The sequence below is a fragment of the Kitasatospora sp. NPDC057738 genome, from assembly GCF_042798815.1.
Classification (GTDB): domain Bacteria; phylum Actinomycetota; class Actinomycetes; order Streptomycetales; family Streptomycetaceae; genus Kitasatospora; species Kitasatospora lactacystinica.
In genome coordinates, this window is record NZ_JBHVJT010000058.1 from 18,528 (window position 1) to 38,002 (window position 19,475).

General features: G+C 71.0%; 16 protein-coding genes. 13 read left to right on the plus strand and 3 right to left on the minus strand.

The window, feature by feature from the left end; all coding sequences use genetic code 11:
* Positions 1 to 41: 41 nt before the first annotated feature.
* The 3 genes from ACFVGO_RS27695 to ACFVGO_RS27705 all read right to left on the minus strand — a co-directional run bounded on the left by ACFVGO_RS27695 (position 42) and on the right by ACFVGO_RS27705 (position 3,479).
* Positions 42 to 605: a class I SAM-dependent methyltransferase gene (locus ACFVGO_RS27695; protein WP_359899080.1), complete on the minus strand. Its 564-nt coding sequence runs from the start codon at positions 603 to 605 to the stop codon at positions 42 to 44.
* 315 nt (positions 606 to 920) lie between these two features.
* Positions 921 to 2,912, minus strand: a complete 1,992-nt coding sequence (locus ACFVGO_RS27700; RefSeq protein ID WP_380351976.1) for a carbamoyltransferase C-terminal domain-containing protein — start codon at positions 2,910 to 2,912, stop codon at positions 921 to 923.
* A 327-nt stretch (positions 2,913 to 3,239) separates the two neighbouring features.
* Complete coding sequence (locus tag ACFVGO_RS27705; protein ID WP_380634672.1) at positions 3,240 to 3,479, minus strand: acyl carrier protein; 240 nt, start codon at positions 3,477 to 3,479, stop codon at positions 3,240 to 3,242.
* 287 nt (positions 3,480 to 3,766) lie between these two features.
* Between ACFVGO_RS27705 and ACFVGO_RS27710 the strand changes: the two genes are divergently transcribed.
* The 13 genes from ACFVGO_RS27710 to ACFVGO_RS27770 all read left to right on the plus strand — a co-directional run bounded on the left by ACFVGO_RS27710 (position 3,767) and on the right by ACFVGO_RS27770 (position 19,433).
* Positions 3,767 to 4,690, plus strand: coding sequence for a TauD/TfdA dioxygenase family protein (locus ACFVGO_RS27710; RefSeq protein WP_380634674.1), 924 nt, complete (start codon positions 3,767 to 3,769; stop codon positions 4,688 to 4,690).
* Between the two features lie 279 nt (positions 4,691 to 4,969).
* On the plus strand, positions 4,970 to 6,043 hold the full coding sequence (locus ACFVGO_RS27715; RefSeq protein ID WP_359899072.1) for a pyridoxal-phosphate dependent enzyme: 1,074 nt from the start codon (positions 4,970 to 4,972) through the stop codon (positions 6,041 to 6,043).
* A 76-nt stretch (positions 6,044 to 6,119) separates the two neighbouring features.
* Positions 6,120 to 7,262 (plus strand): acyl-CoA dehydrogenase family protein, encoded by a 1,143-nt coding sequence (locus tag ACFVGO_RS27720; protein WP_359899070.1) that lies wholly within the window; start codon positions 6,120 to 6,122, stop codon positions 7,260 to 7,262.
* Complete coding sequence (locus ACFVGO_RS27725; RefSeq protein WP_380634676.1) at positions 7,259 to 8,548, plus strand: condensation domain-containing protein; 1,290 nt, start codon at positions 7,259 to 7,261, stop codon at positions 8,546 to 8,548. Before ACFVGO_RS27720 ends, ACFVGO_RS27725 begins: the two co-directional genes overlap by 4 nt.
* Positions 8,549 to 8,759: 211 nt before the next feature.
* Positions 8,760 to 10,496, plus strand: coding sequence for an ABC transporter ATP-binding protein (locus ACFVGO_RS27730; RefSeq protein ID WP_359899066.1), 1,737 nt, complete (start codon positions 8,760 to 8,762; stop codon positions 10,494 to 10,496).
* Complete coding sequence (locus tag ACFVGO_RS27735) at positions 10,493 to 12,250, plus strand: ABC transporter ATP-binding protein (protein WP_359899064.1); 1,758 nt, start codon at positions 10,493 to 10,495, stop codon at positions 12,248 to 12,250. The genes ACFVGO_RS27730 and ACFVGO_RS27735 overlap by 4 nt, the downstream gene beginning before the upstream one ends.
* 49 nt (positions 12,251 to 12,299) lie before the next feature.
* Positions 12,300 to 13,070, plus strand: a complete 771-nt coding sequence (locus ACFVGO_RS27740) for an alpha/beta fold hydrolase (RefSeq protein ID WP_359899062.1) — start codon at positions 12,300 to 12,302, stop codon at positions 13,068 to 13,070.
* A 31-nt stretch (positions 13,071 to 13,101) separates the two neighbouring features.
* Entirely contained in the window at positions 13,102 to 14,793 is a 1,692-nt protein-coding gene (locus tag ACFVGO_RS27745; RefSeq protein ID WP_380634679.1) for an AMP-binding protein, read from the plus strand.
* Entirely contained in the window at positions 14,790 to 15,485 is a 696-nt protein-coding gene (locus ACFVGO_RS27750) for an alpha/beta fold hydrolase (RefSeq protein ID WP_359899058.1), read from the plus strand. Before ACFVGO_RS27745 ends, ACFVGO_RS27750 begins: the two co-directional genes overlap by 4 nt.
* Positions 15,486 to 15,573: 88 nt before the next feature.
* Positions 15,574 to 16,764, plus strand: coding sequence for a cytochrome P450 (locus tag ACFVGO_RS27755; protein WP_380634682.1), 1,191 nt, complete (start codon positions 15,574 to 15,576; stop codon positions 16,762 to 16,764).
* Between the two features lie 34 nt (positions 16,765 to 16,798).
* Entirely contained in the window at positions 16,799 to 16,981 is a 183-nt protein-coding gene (locus tag ACFVGO_RS27760) for a hypothetical protein (RefSeq protein ID WP_380351968.1), read from the plus strand.
* Positions 16,981 to 18,705: an amino acid adenylation domain-containing protein gene (locus tag ACFVGO_RS27765; RefSeq protein ID WP_380634684.1), complete on the plus strand. Its 1,725-nt coding sequence runs from the start codon at positions 16,981 to 16,983 to the stop codon at positions 18,703 to 18,705. The genes ACFVGO_RS27760 and ACFVGO_RS27765 overlap by 1 nt, the downstream gene beginning before the upstream one ends.
* The gene (locus ACFVGO_RS27770) at positions 18,705 to 19,433 is read left to right on the plus strand and encodes a hypothetical protein (RefSeq protein WP_380634686.1); all 729 of its coding nucleotides are present in this window, start codon (positions 18,705 to 18,707) and stop codon (positions 19,431 to 19,433) included. The genes ACFVGO_RS27765 and ACFVGO_RS27770 overlap by 1 nt, the downstream gene beginning before the upstream one ends.
* Positions 19,434 to 19,475: the final 42 nt, after the last annotated feature.

Below are 19,475 nucleotides of genomic sequence, written 5' to 3' on the forward strand. Positions count from 1 at the left end.
GGCAGGACGTACGTCACCCGTCTCGCCGGAACGGGCCACGGCTACGCGGATCGCTTGGTGCAGAGATAGACCTGGTTGCGGCGGTGGTCGGCGGGGACGTCGATGATCTCGACCGACTCCGAGAGCGAGTGCAGCAGCGCCTCGAACGGGCCGGCGGCGTAGCGGTTGAGCCAGATGTAGCCGTCGGCCGTCTCGCGCCGCAGCAGCACCTCGGTCTCCCGCGGCACCTGGAACATGCAGATCACCACGGTGCGGCGGGAGACCCGGAACAGTTCGCGGACGGCGGTCTCGTAGTACGGCAGGCTCTCCAGCACGTGCCGGCAGTTCACCACGTCGAACGAGCCTTCGGGGAAGGTGAGGTCGGTGACGCTCATCTGCTCCCACCGCGCCTCGGGGTGGAGCCCGCGGCAGTCGTCGATGGCGGCCTCGTTGATGTCGATGCCGGTGTAGTCGACCTCCAGGCCCGCCGTCAGCAGGTGGCGGTAGGTGACCCCGGAGATGACACCGCAGTCGAGCAGTTCGAACGGTTCCTCGCCGTGCAGTGCCGCGATCCGCTCGGTCACGACCGCGTGCGAGGGGTGCCCGGCCCGGGACTCCTCGCTCATGTGAGCCATGTCAGAGGTGTGCGCCCAGAGCGATTTCGTGTTCACTGCGTTGATCCTCCGTACTGCTGGAGCGAAGCCGGTCATGACGGCACGGCCGTCCGGACGGTGGCTGTTGGGAGAGTGCCGGGCGCGCGCGGGACGCCGCCGGACCAGGGCCGTCGGGCGGCGCATGGCGGACGGTCCGGAGGGCCGTTCCAGGGTTTCCGCGGGCGCGGCACCCGGTTCCCTGCCACCCTCCGGAGCGGGAGAACCCTGGCAGCCGGCGGTGCGCGCGTGACATCCGTCCCGTCCCGGAACACGGGAACTGATGTCACATCAGAAAGCCGCGCCTTCCTGGGACTCGGTGTCGAAGACGGCGTCCGGGCCGAACATCCGGGCGTGCTTCGCCGCGGCGAGGGCCAGCGTGCCGCTTGCATCCCGGGCGCTCGCGACCTCGGCCAGTTGGTTGACCACGGAGGGCTTCGCCAACGCCTGATCGCGCAGCTCGGGGGAGCGGGACATCAGGACCATGGCCGCGGTGGTGTAGCCCGATTCGACCCAGGACTCCCAGATCGCGTCGCGGTCCTGCTCCTGGCCCGCGAAGAGCTCCTCGCGACGATCGTGCCGACGCGTGGGAACCGGGCTCCGGCCGGCGGCCTCCGTGCGCAACCGGACGCGGCGGCCCGCGATGTAGGCGACGGCAGCGCCCTTGCGGATGGCGAAGTTCAGGGCCTGGGCCGCCGTGTCCACCACCGGCTCACCCTTGTCGTTCAGGGAGGTGTTGCACACCATCGGCACCCCCGTGGCTTGCCGGAACGCTTCGATCGCCCGGTGGAGCAGGGGGTTGGTCTCGGCGGACAGGGTCTGACGCCGGGCCGAATCGTCGAGGTGGAGGATGGCCGGGACCAGCCGGCGCTTGGACTCGGTCACGTACGCCGTCTCGAGCATGTAGGGCGAGGGCCAGGGGTCCTCGAACCACTCGCCGCTGTACTCCTCCAGGACGATCGGGGCCACGGGGCGCCACCACTGCCGGCTCTTCCAGTCGTTCAGCAGCTCCTTCGACCGGGGTGAGCGGGGATCGGCGAGGATGCTCCGGTGGCCCAGTGCGCGCGGACCGATCTCGGCCGCTCCGTCCGCCCACACCAGCGGTCCGGTGGAGAGGTCCTCGACGAACCGGGCCTCGGTGAACTCCTCGACGTCCTCGATGAAGTCGTCGAAGTGCCGCAGCGCGCTCTCGACGTCGGTGAGCTCGGAGCCGTGGTAGGCGGACTCGAGCCGGAAACCACCGCCCGGGAGCAGCCCCTCGCCGAGGAGGCCGAGGAGGCCGATCCCGAGGGACTGGCCGGAGTCGTTCGCGCTCGGCGGCGTGAGCAGGCCCTTGAATCCGTAGCGGCGCAGGAGGAAGGAGTTGGTCGGACAGTTGAGGGCGAAGCCGCCGCTCAGGGAGAGGTACGCCTGGCGCGGGTCCACCCCTGCCGATTCGAGCAGCCGGTCGACGTTGCGCACCATGACGAGCTCGCAGGCCGTCTGGACGATCTTCATGACCGCGGACTGCAGGTGCTCCTGGTGGGTGAAGCGGCTGTCCAGCTCCATGGACGGCAGCTGGGACTCGGCTGCACGAATCACGGCCTGGACGAAGGGAAGCGTGTCGACCAGCGGTACTCGTCGGCCTCCGAACAGCTCCAGCTCCCGCACCGCCGCCTCGGTGTCGAAGGCGATTTCGGTGGGGCAGGCCGACGCCAGGGCCATCAGGGTGCCCGGCTCCTTGCCGAACTCCGACGACGCGGCGTCGTAAATCGGGGCCGGGGATTCGACCGGAGCGAAGTCGACGTCGCCCTTGGCCGACACGCAGCCGGTGTACCAGTACTTCTTGCCCGTCCGGTCGAGGCCGAAGTCGGGCCGGCCGTCCAGGGCCATTCCGATGATGGTCTCGCCGCGGAACACCTCGGAGTCGAGGAGCAGTCCGCTGTAGAGGTGGGCGAGGCTGTGGATCGGGAAGTCCTCGGCGCCCGCCGGTAACTTGATGTCGGCGTGGTGCGGCAGGCCGGGCGTGCCCCAGGACAGGCTCACGTCCTCCGGGGAGAGCCCTTCGGCCGCGAGCAGTTCGGTCAGCACCTTGTTGTAACGGTCGACGGTGAACAGCGGCCAGAAGTGGTGCTTCTGTCCGCTGACGCGCTCGAGCTCCCAGACTCTGACGAGTTCGACCCGCGAGTCGTGACTGCGCCAGAGCGCGATGTTCTGGTCGTGGCGCGGTGCGATGACGGATAAGCTGCCGGGCGGGGAGATGTAGCTCGACAGGAAGTACTTCGCGGCTGGGTACGCGGTCACGATGTCTCTTTCGGCGGTCGGACAGTGGCTGCTGGCTCTTCGGGCCAGACGGTCCTGGAAACGGCCCGCGTAGGCGGTCGCGAGGCTGCCGGGGCCGGCTCGGCCGGGCGTCGGTGTCCACCGGCGACGTCAGGTGCGACAGACTGTCCCGGTCGGGTGCGATCGGGCCTCGGGCCGGAACCCCGGCGGCGGCCTGCACGGGGACTTCGACCCTCTGCGAGGCCTCGGGACGGGGACGGCGGGGACGGACTCCGACCCCGCATCCTCATGTGTATGCGCCGGCCCCGAGGCGAGCGACGGGATCGCTCCGGTCCGTCCGTGGCGGGACTACTTCGAAGCGGGGATCCGCTCCTCGACGAGCTGGACCAGTTCACCGACGTTGGCCACGGTGAACATGTCGACGACGTCCAGATCGACGTCGAACGTGCTCTGGATCGAGACCATCAGGCGGAGCAGCGACACGGAGGTGGCTCCGAGGTCATCGAAAGTGCTGTCCAGCGAGACTTCAAGGGGGGCGAATACTTCGGAAATCACCGACATCAAGTCGTCGGACTGTGCGTTCGACATTTTGTGTTCCAGATCTCTTGCATTCGAGGCCTATGCAGGTAATTGACCCTATGGTGTTGCTGGGACATCGTCAAGTCTCTTTTTCTGGTTGGCAGACGGCTGATGTCCAGATTGTGTCGCGTTGGGTCAGGTGGGCGAGATTGGTGTGAAACGGGCGTAGTGAAGCAATGGTTTGTCGAGTCGGCGCGCTTTCCCTGGTCGAAGGCTCGACAGGACGTGGGTACCCTGGGGTAGGGTGGTCCACGTTTGATCGCACAGGCACGCCATTGGGGGTTCTGGTGTCAGAAATGACTTTTCGGCCTCTCACGCCTATCACTGGCGCGGAGGTGGAAGGCGTCGATCTCGCGGCGGAGTTGTCGCCGGCCGTAGTGGCCCGCCTTCGTGAGGCCCTGGTGCGTCACAAAGTTCTCGTTTTCCGGAATCAGCCGATGAGTGACGCGCAACAGGTCGAACTCACCAATGCTCTGGGCGGTGCCACTGCGGCACATCCCATCGTGAACGGTCTGAGCGAGGCCCCCGCCGTGTTGCGGACCGCACTGTCGGAGGAGCGACGGGCGCTGGTCGAGGCCGAGGCCGGCCTCAGTCATCCGTTGAAGGGATCGACACCGCGGCGCCTGCGAACCGAGTGGCACGTCGACAGCACCTTCGTGGTCAATCCGAACGCCATCACCATTCTGCGCGGTGTCGAGATTCCACCGGTCGGCGGCGACACTCTCTTCGCCAATCTGGAAGCGCTCTACGAAGGGTTGTCGCCTTCCCTCCGGGGGTACGTCGACACCTTGCAGGCGATACACTCCCGACACGCCCCGACGGCCGCGCCCCGCTTCGACGGCAAGCCGGCCGGCCCCTTCGCGGCCGTGCACCCGCTGGTGCGGGTGCACCCCGAGACCGGTGCGCGCAGCCTGCTCGTCAGCGCCGTCTTCCTCCAGGCCATCCGCGGTCTCAAGCCCCGCGAGAGCGCGGCCCTGCTGGACTTCCTTCTCGACGAGCTCGCCGGGCGGGACGAGATCCACGCCCGGGTCCGCTGGGAGCAGGACACCCTCGTCATGTGGGACAACCGCGCCGTGGCCCATGCCGGTCCGGTGGACGGCCTGATGTTCCAGGAGGAGCGGATCGTGCACCGCACCACCGTCGTCGGCGACGTGCCCCGCGGGCCCGACGGCTTCGTGTCGCGTGCCCTCATGGGAGGCCGGAGCGAAGCGCTGGCCTGAGAGGCCGCGCCGTGACGCCACGGCGATCAGGTGGTGCGTGCAGGTCAACTCGGTCATACATGTAGATGTACTGGCATCGTGGCTCCGGCATAGATTCGGGTCAGTCGGTCCATTCTCCGGTAACTTCTGTGGGGGAAAAGCAAAATGCCGGTCATCGACCACTGTGCAAAAGCCGAAGCGCCGCCCAAGTACCGCCTGTTATGCGTCGACTGCGGCTGGGAATCCGACCCGGAATTCCGGCTCCGATGTCCCCGGTGTTCGGGTGCACTCGATCCCAGGATGAACCTGGAGAACGTCACCGAGCATGACGGTGACCGGCCTGAGCTGACCTACCTGGACTTCCTTCCGGTCGAATCCGAGCACTTACACGACGCCGGCATCAGCGTGCGGACCCCCTGCCGTCCGGCCTCGCGCCTCGGAGCGGCCATCGGTCTGCCCCGCCTCTGGGTGAAGGACGAGTCCCAGCAGCCGACCGGGACCACCAAGGACCGGCTGGCCTCCGTGGTCCTGGCCGTGTTCCGGCAGTTCGGGATCAAGGAGTTCGTCGCCTCCAGCACCGGGAACAGCTCCACCGCCCTGGCCCGCGCTGTGCGGAGGGACCACTCGATGCGGGCACACTTCTTCTGCGGCCGTGACTTCACCGGCGACCACGACATCGAGACCGGCGACCGGGTGTCCCTCACCGTGGTGGACGGCAACTACGCACAAGCCACCCGGGCGGCCCAGGAGTTCGCAGCTCGGAAGGGCCTGGTCTGGGAGGGCGGGTTCTTCAACTGGGCCCGTCGCGAGGGCCTGAAGCTCACCTACCTGGAAGCCTTCGACGCCATGGACGACAAGCCCGACGTCGTCGTCCAGGCCATCAGCAGCGGCATGGGGATGATGGCCGCGCGCAAGGGCGTGGCGGAGTACCTCGCCTGCGGCCGGCTCACCTCCTCGCCCCGCTTCGTGATGGTCCAGCAGGACACCTGCGCGCCGATGGCCGCGGCCTGGCGGGAGGGACGGGCCGAGCTCACCGAGGACGACGTCATCGAGCACCCGACAGGTCTGGCCCGGGCCATCCTGCTCGGCGACGGCCGGGCCACCTATCCCTACATGCGGGACATCGCCACCGGGAGCGGCGGCTCCATCGTCTCGGTGAGCCAGGACGAACTGGTCCGAGCCCGTACGATGCTCCGCGAGCTGGAGGGGCTGGACGTCTGCCACTCCTCGGCCGCGACCATTGCCGCGCTGCGCAACGAGGTCGCGGCCCGGCGGATCACCCCGGACCAGGTCGTCCTGGTCAACCTGACCGGCCGTGAGCGGTACACCGCCGCCGACGCCGGACCGGCCCTCGCCGTCGCCACCGCCGGCTGAGCCTCCCCCTCTCCGAGCCGGATGCCACCGCTCCCACCGGAGTGGTGCGCCCGCCCCCACGTTCGCAAGGAATGCGTTGATACTCAGTCACCTCACCCCGCAGCAGGCCGAGCGCCACGCCGAGTTCCGTGCCTTCGCCGACCGTGTCCTGGTCCCGCAGGCGGACCGCTGCGACCGCGAGCAAGCGGTCTCCCGAGAGATCGTCGCCGACCTGGCCGGGCAGGGCTACCTCGGCGCGCCCGTCCCGAAGGAGTTCGGCGGCCTCGGCATGGACTGGGTCGAATACGGACTGCTCACCGAGGAACTGGGCCGAGGCTGCCAGTCGATCCGTAACCTCGTGGCCGTGGAGGACATGGTCGCCCACTCGATCCACAAGTGGGGAACGGAGGAGCAGAAGCAGCGGTGGCTCCCCCGGATCACCTCGGGCCGAACGCTGGCGGCCTTCGCCCTGACCGAGCCGGACGTCGGCAGTGACGCCGCCGCCGTCGGGACCACGGCGACGGCCGACGGCGCCGATGTCGTCCTGCGCGGCACCAAGAAGTGGATCAGCTTCGCGCAGATCGCGGACCTCTTCCTGGTCTTCGCCACGTTCGACGGGCAGCACACCGCCTTCCTGGTGGAGCGGGACACTCCCGGCCTGTCGGTGGAGCCGATCGAGGGCCTGCTCGGCCTGCGCGGCTCGATGCTCGGCCGGATGACCTTCGACGACTGCCGGATCCCGGCCGCCAACCTGGTCGGGCGTCCCGGCCTCGGCCTCACCTTCGTCGCCTCCAGCGCCCTCGACCTCGGCCGCTACAGCACCGCCTGGGGCTCGGTCGGCCTGGCACAGACCTGTCTGGAGGCCTCGACGGAGTACGCCGGCCGCCGCACCCAGTACGGCACCGAGATCCGCAACCACCAGCTGGTCCAGCAGCTGCTGGCCGACATGCTCACCGACACCATCACGGCCAGGCTGCTCTGCTACCACGCCGGGGTGAGCAAGGAGCGGGGGGAGACGGAGTCCGTCAACCACACCCTGCTGGCGAAGTACCGGACCTCGACGATCGCCGTCAAGGCGGCCGCCGACGCGGTGCAGATCCACGGTGCCCAGGGCATCGGGGCGGAGGCTTCCGTTCAGCGTCACTACCGGGACGCCAAGGTGATGGAGATCATCGAGGGCACGACGCAGATCCAGCAGACCATGCTCGGTCAGTTCGCCGTCCGGGCGGCCCGGCTGTGAGCGAGCTCCGGACGGGGGCGGTGACGTACGGGCAGCTGTCGGTCCTGCGTTCGCTGGAGACACACGGCCCCGACCATCGGGCGGTCGCCAATCTGGTCAGTGTCTGGGAGGTGCCGTTCGGTCTCGGCGCGGCCCAAGTCATGGACGCCTGGCTCCAGTTGGTGGCGAAACACGAGTCGCTGCGGACCACCTACGACCTGAGCGGCCCGACACCGGCCCAGACGGTCCACCCGTACCGCCCGTCCCGGGTGGCTGCGCTGGAGCTGGCCGAGGACAGCTTCGCGGCGGCCCTCCGGCTGGGCGGCGAGGCGGCGGTCGAGCCGATCGACATCGAGACCGAGTTGCCGTGGCGCGCGTTCGTCACCACTCACCAGGGGGACGCGCTCCACCTGGTCACCGTGATCCACCACGTGGCGGCCGACAACGGTGCGCTGCGGGTGCTGGAGGAGCAACTCGGTGTCCTCCTGGAGGGCGGGGCGCTCGGGCCGGTGGTGCAGCCGCTGGAGATGGCGCAGGAGCAGCAGGAGGAACCGGGCACCCGGAGCGTCCGGCACTGGACCGAGGCCTGGAGCCGGCTCGTCCCGGCGGACCGGGATCCGGAGGACGCCACCGAGCGACGCCGGGCGTCGCTCTACAGCCTGGAGGGGCTGACCGCCGCGCAGGAGCTCTCCGACCGGCTGAAGATCTCGGTCCAGTCGGCGGTGCTCGGCGTCGGCGCGCTCGCGCTGTCCCGGCTCAAGCGCACCGAGCGGATGACCTTCGCGCTGATGGCCGCCAACCGGCTCACCACCCGGTGGGTGCCGCTGGTCGGCTCGCTCAACCAGTTCGCCCCGGTGACCGTCACGGTCGACGAGGAGGCCCACCCGCTGGAGTATCTGCGGGCCTGCTACGTCCAGTCCATGACGGCGTACATGAACGGCTGCTACGACGTCGACGCGCTGAAGGAGAGTCTCCGGGAGGCCGGCCTGCCGGACGCGGACCCCACCGCCTTCGCCAAGCACTACAACTTCCTCGGCGATGTGGACGCCGAGCCGGCCGCCGGGTCCGCCCTGCGCACCGGGATCGAGTGGCGTCCGTCCACCCAGCGGTCGGGGCCGAACTTCCACCTGGCAGTGGCCACGGGGAAGGGAATCCTCATCGGAGTGGGCGCGAGCCGCGAATATCTCGACGGAAATCTCCCAGCCGTTCTCGCGGCGTCGATCGAGGCTGGTCTGATCAATATGTCCAAGGGGTCCGAGAACTCCCTGGCAGAAGTTTCACTGGATAATCCTTGGCGAATGTTCTGAAGAGCGGAAGAATGCAGGGAGAAAAGCTTCTTCCCCCCGCACTTCGGCATCCCTGGGCTTGGTCGAGCCAGTTCTAGAAGCCTGCACAGATTCCTCGAAGCTGCTTCTTCATCATGACCACCTCCTGTCCGTGGTGACTATAGCCACAGACGGTCGGGAGGTGGAAGGAAAATCTGGATAAGGCCCAGGAAAGATGGTTAGGATTTCACTCATGACGGATTCGTACGCCGATCCGGGAACCCCGGATCACCGAAGTGCCGCGCGTTACCTGTGGTGGCTGACCATGAGTCAGCGCCGACGGGTGACGGGCGGCGCGGTGATCGGCACCCTCTGGATGGTCGGCCTCCTGCTGCCGCCGTACCTCATGCAGCGTGCGATCGACGACGGGCTCCAGCGGGGGAGGACCGGCGTCCTGGTCGCCTGGGTGGCCGCACTGATCGGCGCCGCGCTGCTCAACGCATGGCTCGGCATCATGCGCCACCGCATCATGACGCGGGTCCGGATGGACGCCACCTTCCGCACCATCAAGGTCGTGGTCGCGCACTCCACCCGGCTGGGTGCCGAACTGCCCCGAAAGGTGACGGCCGGTGAGGTGGCCAGCATCGGCGTGGGCGACGTCGCGCAGATGAGCCAGACACTGACGATCACCGGCCCCGGCGTCGGCGCTGTCGTGGCGTACCTGGTGGCGGCCGCGCTGCTGCTGTCGGTCTCCGTCGCGCTCGCCCTCGTGGTCCTGCTCGGGGTGCCGTTGCTCGCGGTCGTGGTCGGACCGCTGCTGGAACGCCTCCAGGGCGCGGAGTCCAAGTACCGCGCGCAGCAGGGGGCGCTGACCGCCCGGCTCGGGGACATCATCGGCGGCATGCGCGTGCTCAACGGCATCGGCGGCAAGGAGATGCTGGCCGGCCGCTACCTGCGCGGATCGCAGGACCTGCAGGCCGAGGGCTACCGGGTCGGCGCCGTGACCAGCTGGATCCAAGCACTCTCGGTCGGCCTGCCCGCCCTCTTCCTCGCGCTGGTGACCTGGCTGGCCGCCCGGATGGCAGCCGAGGGCACCATCACGATCGGCACGCTGGTCGCCGTCTACGGCTACGTCGCCGTCCTGGTGGTACCGGTCTCCAACTTCATCGAAGGCGGATACGACCTCACCAGGGGCCTGGTCGCCGCTCGACGCGTCGTCCGGATGCTCGACCTGAAACCCGCCTTCGAAGACGCCGCAACACTCCGGCCCACCCATGACGAGCCATCAGCACTGCACGACGCCGACACCGGTGTGGAACTGGTCCCGGGCCGGCTGACCGCGATCGTGAGCGCTCGCCCAGCCGACTCCGCGGCCGTGGTCGACCGGCTCGGCCGGTACAGCGCGTCCGCCGCGACCTGGGGCGGCGTGCCGCTCGCCGAGGTCGCCCTGGCCGAGATCCGCAGGCGGATCGTGGTGGCGGACAACGACGCCGACTTCTTCTCCGGCACGCTGCGCACCGTGCTCGACGGCCGGTCCGAGCACACCGGCCCGGCCATCGCCCAGGCCGTCCGAGATGCCGCGGCGCAGGACATCGTGCAGGCACTGCCCGATGGCCTGGACACCATGATCCAGGCCCAGGGCAGCAACCTCTCCGGCGGACAGCGCCAGCGGCTGCGGCTGGTCCGTGCCCTGCTGGCGGACCCGGAGGTGCTCCTGCTGGTCGAGCCCACCTCCGCCGTGGACGCCCACACCGAGGCCGCCATGGCCGCCGGGCTGCGCCGGGCGCGGACCGGGCGCACCACCGCCCTCACCTCGACCTCCCCCGTCCTCCTGGAACAGGCCGACACCGTCTGCTACCTCGTCGACGGCCGCCTGGCGGCGGCCGGCCCGCACCAGGAACTGCTCGCAACAGAGCCCGGCTACCGCGCGCTGGTGGCTCGCGGCGAAACCGCCACCGAGTCCACGCCCGCCGAGGAGGCCGTCCGATGACCGCTCAGACCGAGACCGCCCCCGGACGGCTCCCGATCGCCGGTCCCGCCGAGGTCCGCCGGGCCGCCGTGCACCTGATGAGGCAGGACGGCCGTGCCGTCGCCGCGACGCTGACCCTCAACGGACTGGCCGCGGCCGCCGGACTGGGCGGCCCCTGGCTGCTGGGCCGCATCATCGACGACGTCCGGGGCGGCGCCGGCACCGGACACGTCGACCGACTCGCCCTCGGCATCCTCTGCTTCGCGCTCGCGCAGCTGCTCCTCGGCCGCTTCGCCCGCTACGCCGCCCACCGCTTCGGCGAGCGGACCCTGGCGCGGATCCGCGAGCGGTTCGTCGACCGCTCCCTCGCCCTGCCCGCTTCGGTGGTCGAACGCGCCGGCGTCGGCGACCTGCTGACGCGCGGCACCGCCGACGTCGCCACCGTCGGCTCCACCCTGCGCGACGCCGGGCCCGAGGTCTCCGTGGCGCTCGTCCAGATCCTCCTGATCCTGGTCGCCATGCTCGCGGTCAACCCGCTGCTCGGCATCTGCGGGTTGCTCTGCCTCTCCGGGATCTGGTTCGCCACCCGCTGGTACCTGCGCCGCGCACACACGGGCTACCTCGCCGAAGGCGCCGCCAACTCCGCGCTGATCGAGATCCTCACCTCCACCGCGACGGGAGCCCGCACCGTCGAGGCCCTGGGTCTCCAGGACCGCCGCATCGCCGCCACGGCCGAGGCCGTCGAGCACTGCCGGGCCACCCGTACCTACACCCTCAGCCTGCGCACCGTGCTCTTTCCCGTGGTCGAGTTCTCGTACATCGCCCCGGTCGCCGGCATCCTGCTGCTCGGCGCCGCCCTGCGCGACACCGGCGCGGTCACCACCGGCGCGGTCGTCGCCTGTGCCCTCTACTTCTGGAAGCTCTCCGAGCCGCTGGACAAGGTCCTGCTCTGGCTCGACCAACTCCAGCGCAGCAACGCCTCCTTCGCCCGGGTCGAGGGCATCGGCCAGGTGGACGCCCCGGCCGTGACCGGCGGCGGCCGGCCCGAGGACGACCGGATCGACGTGGTCGACGTCCGGTACGCCTACCAGGGTGAGCGGGACGTCCTGCACGGCGTCGACCTCACCGTCCGTCCGGGCGAGCGACTGGCGATCGTCGGCCCGTCCGGAGCCGGCAAGTCCACCCTGGGCCGGCTGCTGGCAGGGGCGGAGACGCCCCGCACCGGACGGGTGACGGTGGGCCAGGTGCCCGTCGCCGAGCTCGACCCGGCCCAGCTGCGCCGACACGTCGTCCTGGTCTCCCAGGAGCATCACGTCTTCCTCGGCACCGTCCGGGACAACCTCCTGATCGCCGCGCCCGCCGCGACCGACCAGGACCTGCTCGCGGTGCTGGCCGCCGTCGACATCGACTGGGTGGACGAGCTGCCGGACGGCCTGGACACCGAACTCGGTGCCGGCGGGCTCCGTCTGGACGCCCAGCAGGCCCAGCAACTCGCCCTGGCCCGGGTGGTCCTGGCCGATCCGCACACGCTGATCCTGGACGAGGCCACCTCCCTGCTCGACCCGACCACGGCCCGGCACACCGAGCGCTCGCTGGCGGCCGTGCTCAAGGAACGCACCGTGATCGCCATCGCCCACCGCCTGCACACCGCCCACGACGCGGACCGGGTCGCGGTCATGGACGGCGGCCGGGTCACCGAACTGGGCAGTCACGACGAGCTGTTGGCGGCCGGCGGCGGATACGCCGCGCTGTGGAAGTCCTGGCACGGCGCCTGAGCGCGCCCCGGCCCTCCCGACCTCTCCCGACCAGTAGGAGCGGAACCCCATGCACTCGGCACCACCGCAGGCCCAGAGCTGGGTCCGGCCGATTCCCGGCCGGACCGAGCCCGGCGCCCTCCGGCTCTTCTGCTTCCCGTACGCCGGGGCAGGCGCCTCGGCCTTCCGGGGGTGGGGCGCCGGACTCCCGGAAGGAGTGGAGGCACTCGCCGTGCAGCTGCCGGGTCGGGAGGACCGGTTCTTCGACCGGCCGATCGCGGACCTGGAAGAACTGCTGGACGTCCTTCTCCCCGCCCTGCTCCCGTACCTGGACCGGCCGTTCGCCTTCTTCGGGCACAGCATGGGCGCCATCGTCAGCTGGGAGCTCGCCCGCAGGCTGCAGCGTGAGCAGGGGCTGGAGCCGGTCCGGATCACGGTGTCCGGCTGCCGGGCGCTACCGGCCCACGAGTCCAGAAAGCCGAGCGAACTCGACCTCTCCGACGAGGAGCTGATCAACGAGCTCCGCCGTCTCAACGGCACACCGGAGACGCTGCTGCAGAACCCGGACTTCGCCGCCTTCATCCTGCCGACCTTCCGGGCCGACCTCTCGCTGTTCGCCGGCTACGTCTACCGGCCGGGCGAGTTGCTCACCTGCCCCGTCTCGGCCTTCGGCGGTGACGCGGACCCCAGGGTCGCCGAGGAGCACCTCCATGGCTGGGCCGAGCTGACCACCGGCCGGACCGAGGTGGAGGTCTTCCCCGGCGGCCACCTCTTCCTCAACGACGAGCGGGAGGCCGTGCTCCGGAGCGTGTCCCGGGCGCTCCCGGTCGTCGGCCACTGACCAGTACTTCTTTCGAACCCAGGGGGCTCGCGTGGAGACAGTGTGGAATGTCGTCCAGGCTCAGGCGGAGCGGACGCCCGATGCCGTGGCCGCGCGGACGGCACGCACCTACACCTACCGTGACCTCGCCGCGCTGGCCGCAGACCTCGGCGAGCGGATGGCGGCGAAGGTCCGGCCGGGCTCCGTCGTGGCGCTCGACGCGTCCAGCCGGTTCAGCGGGGCCGTCGGCATCCTCGCCGCGAACGCCGCCGGCTGCGCCGTGCTGCCGCTCGACCGGCAGAGCCCGCCGGCCAGGCGGGCCCGGGTCCTCGACGACGCCCGCCCCGCCCTGCTGCTGCGCGAGCTGGCCGAGGGCGAGTTCGCCCTGGAGGGGAACGGACTTCCGTCACCGCCGAGGGAACCGGACCTGGGGGAGATCGCCTACATCCTGTACACCTCCGGCTCGACCGGGCAGCCCAAGGGCGTGATGGTGGGCCACCAGGCCCTGATCGACCGCCTCGCCGCCCTGGCCGAGCGGCCGGGGCTGGCGGCCGGCGAGAGCGTGCTGGCGATGGCCGCGCTGTCCTTCGACATCTCGCTGGTGGAGCTGATCCTTCCACTGACCGTGGGGGCCTCCTTCACGGTGGTCCCGGAGGAGATCAGGGCGGATCCGCTCGCCTTCGCGGAGCTGGTGGCGGGGGCCGCACCGGACGTCGTCCAGGCCACCCCCAGCTTCTGGCGGATGCTGACGGCCTCCGCCTGGAAGGGTGCGCCCGGCAGCCGACTGTGGACCGGCGGAGAGACGCTCACCCCGAGCCTCGCCCGGGAGCTGCTGCCGCGGTGCGGCGAACTCTGGAACGTGTACGGCCCGACCGAGGGAGTCCTCTGGGCCACGGCGGCGCGGGTGGACTCCGCCGAGCGGATCTCGCTCGGCGAGCCGGTGGCCGGGGTGGGCCTCCTCACCGACGAGAGCGGTGAACTCCTGCTCTACGGGGAGGGGCTGGCGCACGGCTACCTCAACCGGGAGGAGCTGACGGCAGAGCGTTTTCTGCACGGCGACACCCCCGACGGCCGCCGCCGCGTCTACCGCACCGGGGACCGGGTCGGACGGGGACCGGACGGCGCACTGACGTTCCTCGGCCGCCTGGACAGCCAGGTCAAACTGCGCGGCCACCGGATCGAGCTGGGCGAGGTGGAGGCCGTCCTGGAGGAGCACCCGGAGGTCTCGCAGGCCGTCGTGCTGCTCCAGGACGCCGACCGGCCCGACACCGCGGCGCTGGTGGCCTTCGTGGTACAGCGCGGCGAGGCGGACCTCCAGGGCTGGCTGAAGGACCGGCTGCCGTCGAGCCACCACCCCGCCAGGATCACCGCCCTGTCCGCGCTGCCCCGCACCACCACGGGAAAGGTGGACCGGATCGGATTGGCGGCCGGCCCGGCCGTTGACGACCGGGTGGTGCAGGCCGCCGAACCGCCCGCCGCAGCGCCCGCCGAACCGCCCGCCGCAGCGCCCTCGGGGGACGTCCGGGCACTCGTGGCCGAGGCGTGGCGCCAGACGCTCGCCGCGGACCCCGTCGACGAGGACACCAACTTCTTCGACGCCGGCGGGAACTCGGTCCTCCTGACGGTGCTCCAGAAGCGGCTCACCGACGGCCTCGACATCCGGGTGCCGATCAAGGAGATCTTCCGGCACCCGACCGTCGCCTCGCTGACCGACCACATCCTCCGTACGGAGACGCCCAAGTGAACCTCTACTGCATTCCCTACGCCGGGTGCTCGGCACGCGTCTACGACCCGTGGCAGCGGCACCTGCCGGACCGCGTCACCGTCGTGCCGCTGGAGCTCCCCGGCCGGGGCTCACGCTGCGTGGAGGAGCCGATCGACGAGCTGGCAGCCCTGCTCGCGGACCTGTACCAGCAGCTCGACCCGACCTCGCCGTACGTGCTGTTCGGCCACAGCTACGGTGCTGTGATCGCCTTCGAGCTGACCAAGCTGCTCCGCTCCAAGGGCGCTTCGGAGCCGTCGGCGCTGCTGGTCTCGGCCAGCCGCGCACCCCGGCTGCCGGCCGCCGACGCGGACAGCCACCGACTCTCCGACGCCGAACTCATCGAGCGACTGGCCGCGTTGGGCGGGACCCCGAAGGAACTGCTGGAGAACGAGGAGCTGATGGAGATCTACCTCCCCGTCATCCGCGCCGACTACCGGATCCTCGGCGAGTACGGCACCGGCACCCCGGGCACGGTCGGCTGCCCGGTGGTGGCGTTCTACGGGGACACGGACGACGAGGCGGACCTGCCCTCGGTCGAGGCGTGGGCGGAGTACACGGACGGTCCCTTCCGAGTGGAGGAAATCCGCGGCGACCACTTCTTCCTGCACTCCGCCGAGCGTGAGCTCGTGGCCGCCGTCGAGGCGGTCTGTACGAAGGGGGAGCCGTGCTGAGTCCGGCCGTCGCACCGGTGACCCCCGGCCCGTTGTCGGTCGCCCCGCCGCGCCGGGTCGACCAGAACCCGGAGAGTACCAAGTGACCGTGACACAGGCCCCACGCTGCCCCTACCGCGACGACGACCGCCCGGCGGCCGACCCCTGCGCGGACTACCTCCCACTGCGGGAGGAGGAGCCGGTCCGCTGGGACGAGGACCTGGAGGTGTGGATCGTCTCCGGGTTCCGCGAGACGACGGCCCTGCTGCGGCACCCCGCTCTGTCGGCCGCCTGGCCGCAGCGGGGCACCACCACCCTGCACCGGGAGGGAGAGGGCGGGGGGCGGGCCGCAGAGGTCGTGCGCAGGTGGTTCATGTTCAACGACGACCCCGAGCACGCGGCGGCCCGCCGGGTCGTCGCGCCGCTCTTCGCGGCCGACCGGCTCGCCGCGATGCGTCCCGCCGTCGAAGAGCTCGTCGACGAGCTCCTGGCGGGGCGGACGGACGGGCTGGAGGTGATGGCGGAACTCGCCGTCCCGCTCTCCAGCCGGGTCATCTGCCGGATCCTGGGCCTGCCCGGGGAGGTCGCGCCCCGGCTGCACGACTGGGCGCCCGACATCGCGGCGCTGCTGATGGCGGACTACCTGCCGGAGGTCAGGACCAGGGCTCATCGCGCCTTGCGGGAAATCGCGGACGCGGTGGACGAGGCCCTGCGCTCGGAGGTCCGCGAGGGCACCGGGCTCTGGCTGCTGCGCAACGCCCACCAGGGGGGCGTCATCGAGGCCGCCGACGTCTGGGCCACGGCGAGCCTGCTGATCTACGCCGGGTTCGAGACCACCTCGACCTTCATCGGCAAGGCCGTTCGGGCCGCGCTGCACGCCGATGCCTGGGCCGACCTGCGGAGCGGTGAACCGGGCTCGGTGGTCGACGAGCTGCTCCGATTCGACACCTCGGTCCAGCAGGTGGCCCGGGTGGCCACCGCGCCGGTGGAGGCGGCCGGTCACCTGATCGCGGAGGGGGATCTCGTCCTGCTGATGCTCGGCGTGGCCAACCGCGACCCGGCCGTCTTCGACGACCCGGACCTTCTGGACTACGACCGCGAGATCAGGCGGCATCTCAGCTTCGGCTTCGGCGCGCACTACTGCCTGGGGGCGGGGCTGGCGCGGATGGAGTCCGAGATCGTACTGGAGCGCCTCGCCGGCAGGTGGGCGGATCTCGCCCTCGACGGGCCGCCGGTGACGAGGCAGCACTTCGGCGTCACCCTCCTGGAGCGCCTGGCCGTGCGCGGCACGGCCTCCTGACGGCCGACCGCACATCCCCGAAAGGAGAGTTGGGATGACACGAGTGACGAGCGGCTCCCCGGAGTCGGCGGACAGCCCCATCGGCGGGGAGCGGGTGTCGCGGCACCACCTCCGCCGGTTCCGCACCCACCAGGATCACCGGGGCGACAGGGACGTGGTGGAGCGCGCCGCCCGGGCGGACCGGGAACTGCTCGCCGGGGACAGGAGTGGTCTTTGATGCAGGGCATCGTGAACGAACGGACGGTGGTCCGGATGCTCGGCGCGATCGTCGACGCGCATCCGGACGTGGTCGCGGTCGAGTGCGGCGGGCAGAAGCTGACCTACCGTCAGTTCTGGGACGCGGCGGCCGCGGTGGCCGGACGCATACGGCAGGCCGAGGGCCACCGGAGCGGCTGCCTCGTCGGCCTGATCTTCGAGCGCGGCATCGAGGGCATCGTGGCGCAGCTCGGAAGCTGGCTCGCGGGTGCCGCGTACCTGCCGCTCGACCCGGCACTGCCGGACGGCCGGGTGGAGGCGATCCTGCACGACGCCCGGCCGGTGGCCGTGCTCGCGCAGGAGGGGCTCGCCGGACGGGTGCCCGCGGGTGTTCCGGTACTCGACGGCACCGGGGCGGCCCCGGCGCCGGTGTCGCCGGCCCCGCCGGCCCCGCCGGCCCCGCTGGCCTACGTCATCTACACCTCCGGTTCGACCGGTACGCCCAAGGGCGTCGAGGTCGGCCACGCGGGCCTGGCGAACCTGGTGTCCTGGCACCGGGAGACCTACGGCACCCGGCCCGGGGTGCGGGTCGCAGCCTTCGCCGGGCTGGGGTTCGACGCCGCGGTCTGGGAGGTCTGGGCGGCTCTCGCGAGCGGGGCGACGCTGGTGCTGCCGACCGAGCGGCTGATCGTCGACAGCGCGGTGATCGCCGGGTTCATCGAGCGGAGCGCCATCACGCACTGCTTCCTGAGCACCCCGCTCGCCGAGCAACTGCTCGCCCTCCCGGCCCCGCCCGTCGGCCTGGCCGTCCTGCTGACCGGCGGGGACCGTCTTCGGGTCAGCCCGCCGGCCGGCTTCCCCGCCGCGGTCTTCAACCACTACGGGCCGACCGAGGCCACCGTGGTGACCACCGCCAGCGCGGACCTGCGCCGCTGCCCCACCGAGGGCGCGCCGGTGATCGGACGCCCCATCACCGGCGCGAAGGTCCGGCTGGTGGACGCCGACGGGGTCGAGGTCGCCGAGCCCGGCGTGCCCGGGGAACTGCTGATCGGAGGCGACGTCCTGGCCTTCGGCTACCGGGGCGACCCGGAGCTCACCGGCCGCAAGTTCGTCGCCGACCGGGACGAGAACCGCTGGTACTCCTCCGGCGACCTCTGCCGCTGGACGGCCGACGGCGAGCTGGAGTTCGTCGAGCGGCGGGACGCCCAGGTCAGCATCCGCGGTCACCGGGTGGAGCCGGCCGAGGTCGAGCAGGAGATCCTGGCCGTCCCCGGAGTGGACCAGACGGCCGTCGTCCACGTGCCGGACCAGGACGGCGGATCGCTGCGCGCCTACTTCTGCGGCGAGGCCGAGCCGGACGACATCCGCGCCGCGCTGACCGGTCGGCTGCCCGCGTACATGCTCCCCGCCGGGCTGCACCGGCTCGTCGCGATGCCGCTGACACCCAACGGCAAGATCGACCGGAAGGCCCTGCCGGACACTCCGGTCGCAGCCGCGGCCGAGCCCTCCCCCCTCGGCGCCACCGAGGCGCGGATCGCCGAGATCTGGTCGGATCTGACCGGGAACGTCCCCCGCTCCGGGGACAGCTTCTTCGAGATCGGTGGGCACTCGCTGATCGCCGCCCGGGCGGTGTCCCGGACGCGCGAGCAGTTCGGCATCAAGATCGGGCTGCAGGCCATCTTCAATCATCCGGTCCTCGCGGACTTCTCCGCCGAGGTCGACGAAGCCGTCAGGAGTGCAGAGTGATGCAGGACCAACGGCCCCTCGTGATACTGGAGTTCGGGAACGAGGTGCCCCGCAGGACCTTCGGCGCCATCCTGCCCGACGGCTGGCAGGAACGGACCCTCAGGATCGACCCGTTGCACTACCCCGGCCTCGCCGACGGAGTCGTCGGGACGGCCGAGCAGGCCGCCCACTGGGCCGGGCGGATCACCGCCGCCGGGCCGCTCCCGGTCGCGGTGCTGGCCTACTGTTCGGCCGTCGGCCTGGCCTCGGCACTGGTGGAGGCGCTGCCCGGGCCGGACGTCCCGCTCATCGTGCTCGACCCGGCACCGGCCGATCCCAGGACTCCTCAGGAACTGCTGGACGACCTCGCCCTGGCCATGGACGAGTCCGCCGAGGTGCCCACGATCACCGGCCTGCCGTCCGGTGACGCGCTCGCCCTGGCCGGCTCCTTCCTGCTCTCGGTGATCGTCGGCTGCTCGCCCGGGCTCGACGAGGAGATCCTGGTCGAACTGACCGAGGGGCAGCGGGCCTGGCTCAGCTTCACCCTGACCGCGGCGGTGCCCCCGCAGGCCCCGCCGGCTCCCACCCACGTCCTGCTGAGCGAGGCGCTCGACTGGCCGGGCCCCGGGGCGGTGCACCGGGTCGATGTGACGGCGGAGGAACTGTTCCACGCGCCCGCCGTGAAGGTCCTGCTCACCGACCTGCTGGCCACCGGGGAGAAGGAGGAGCCGTGCAGCCCGCCCTCGTAGAGCGGGACGCCGTCGACGTACCCACCCCGGAAGCGGTGGAAG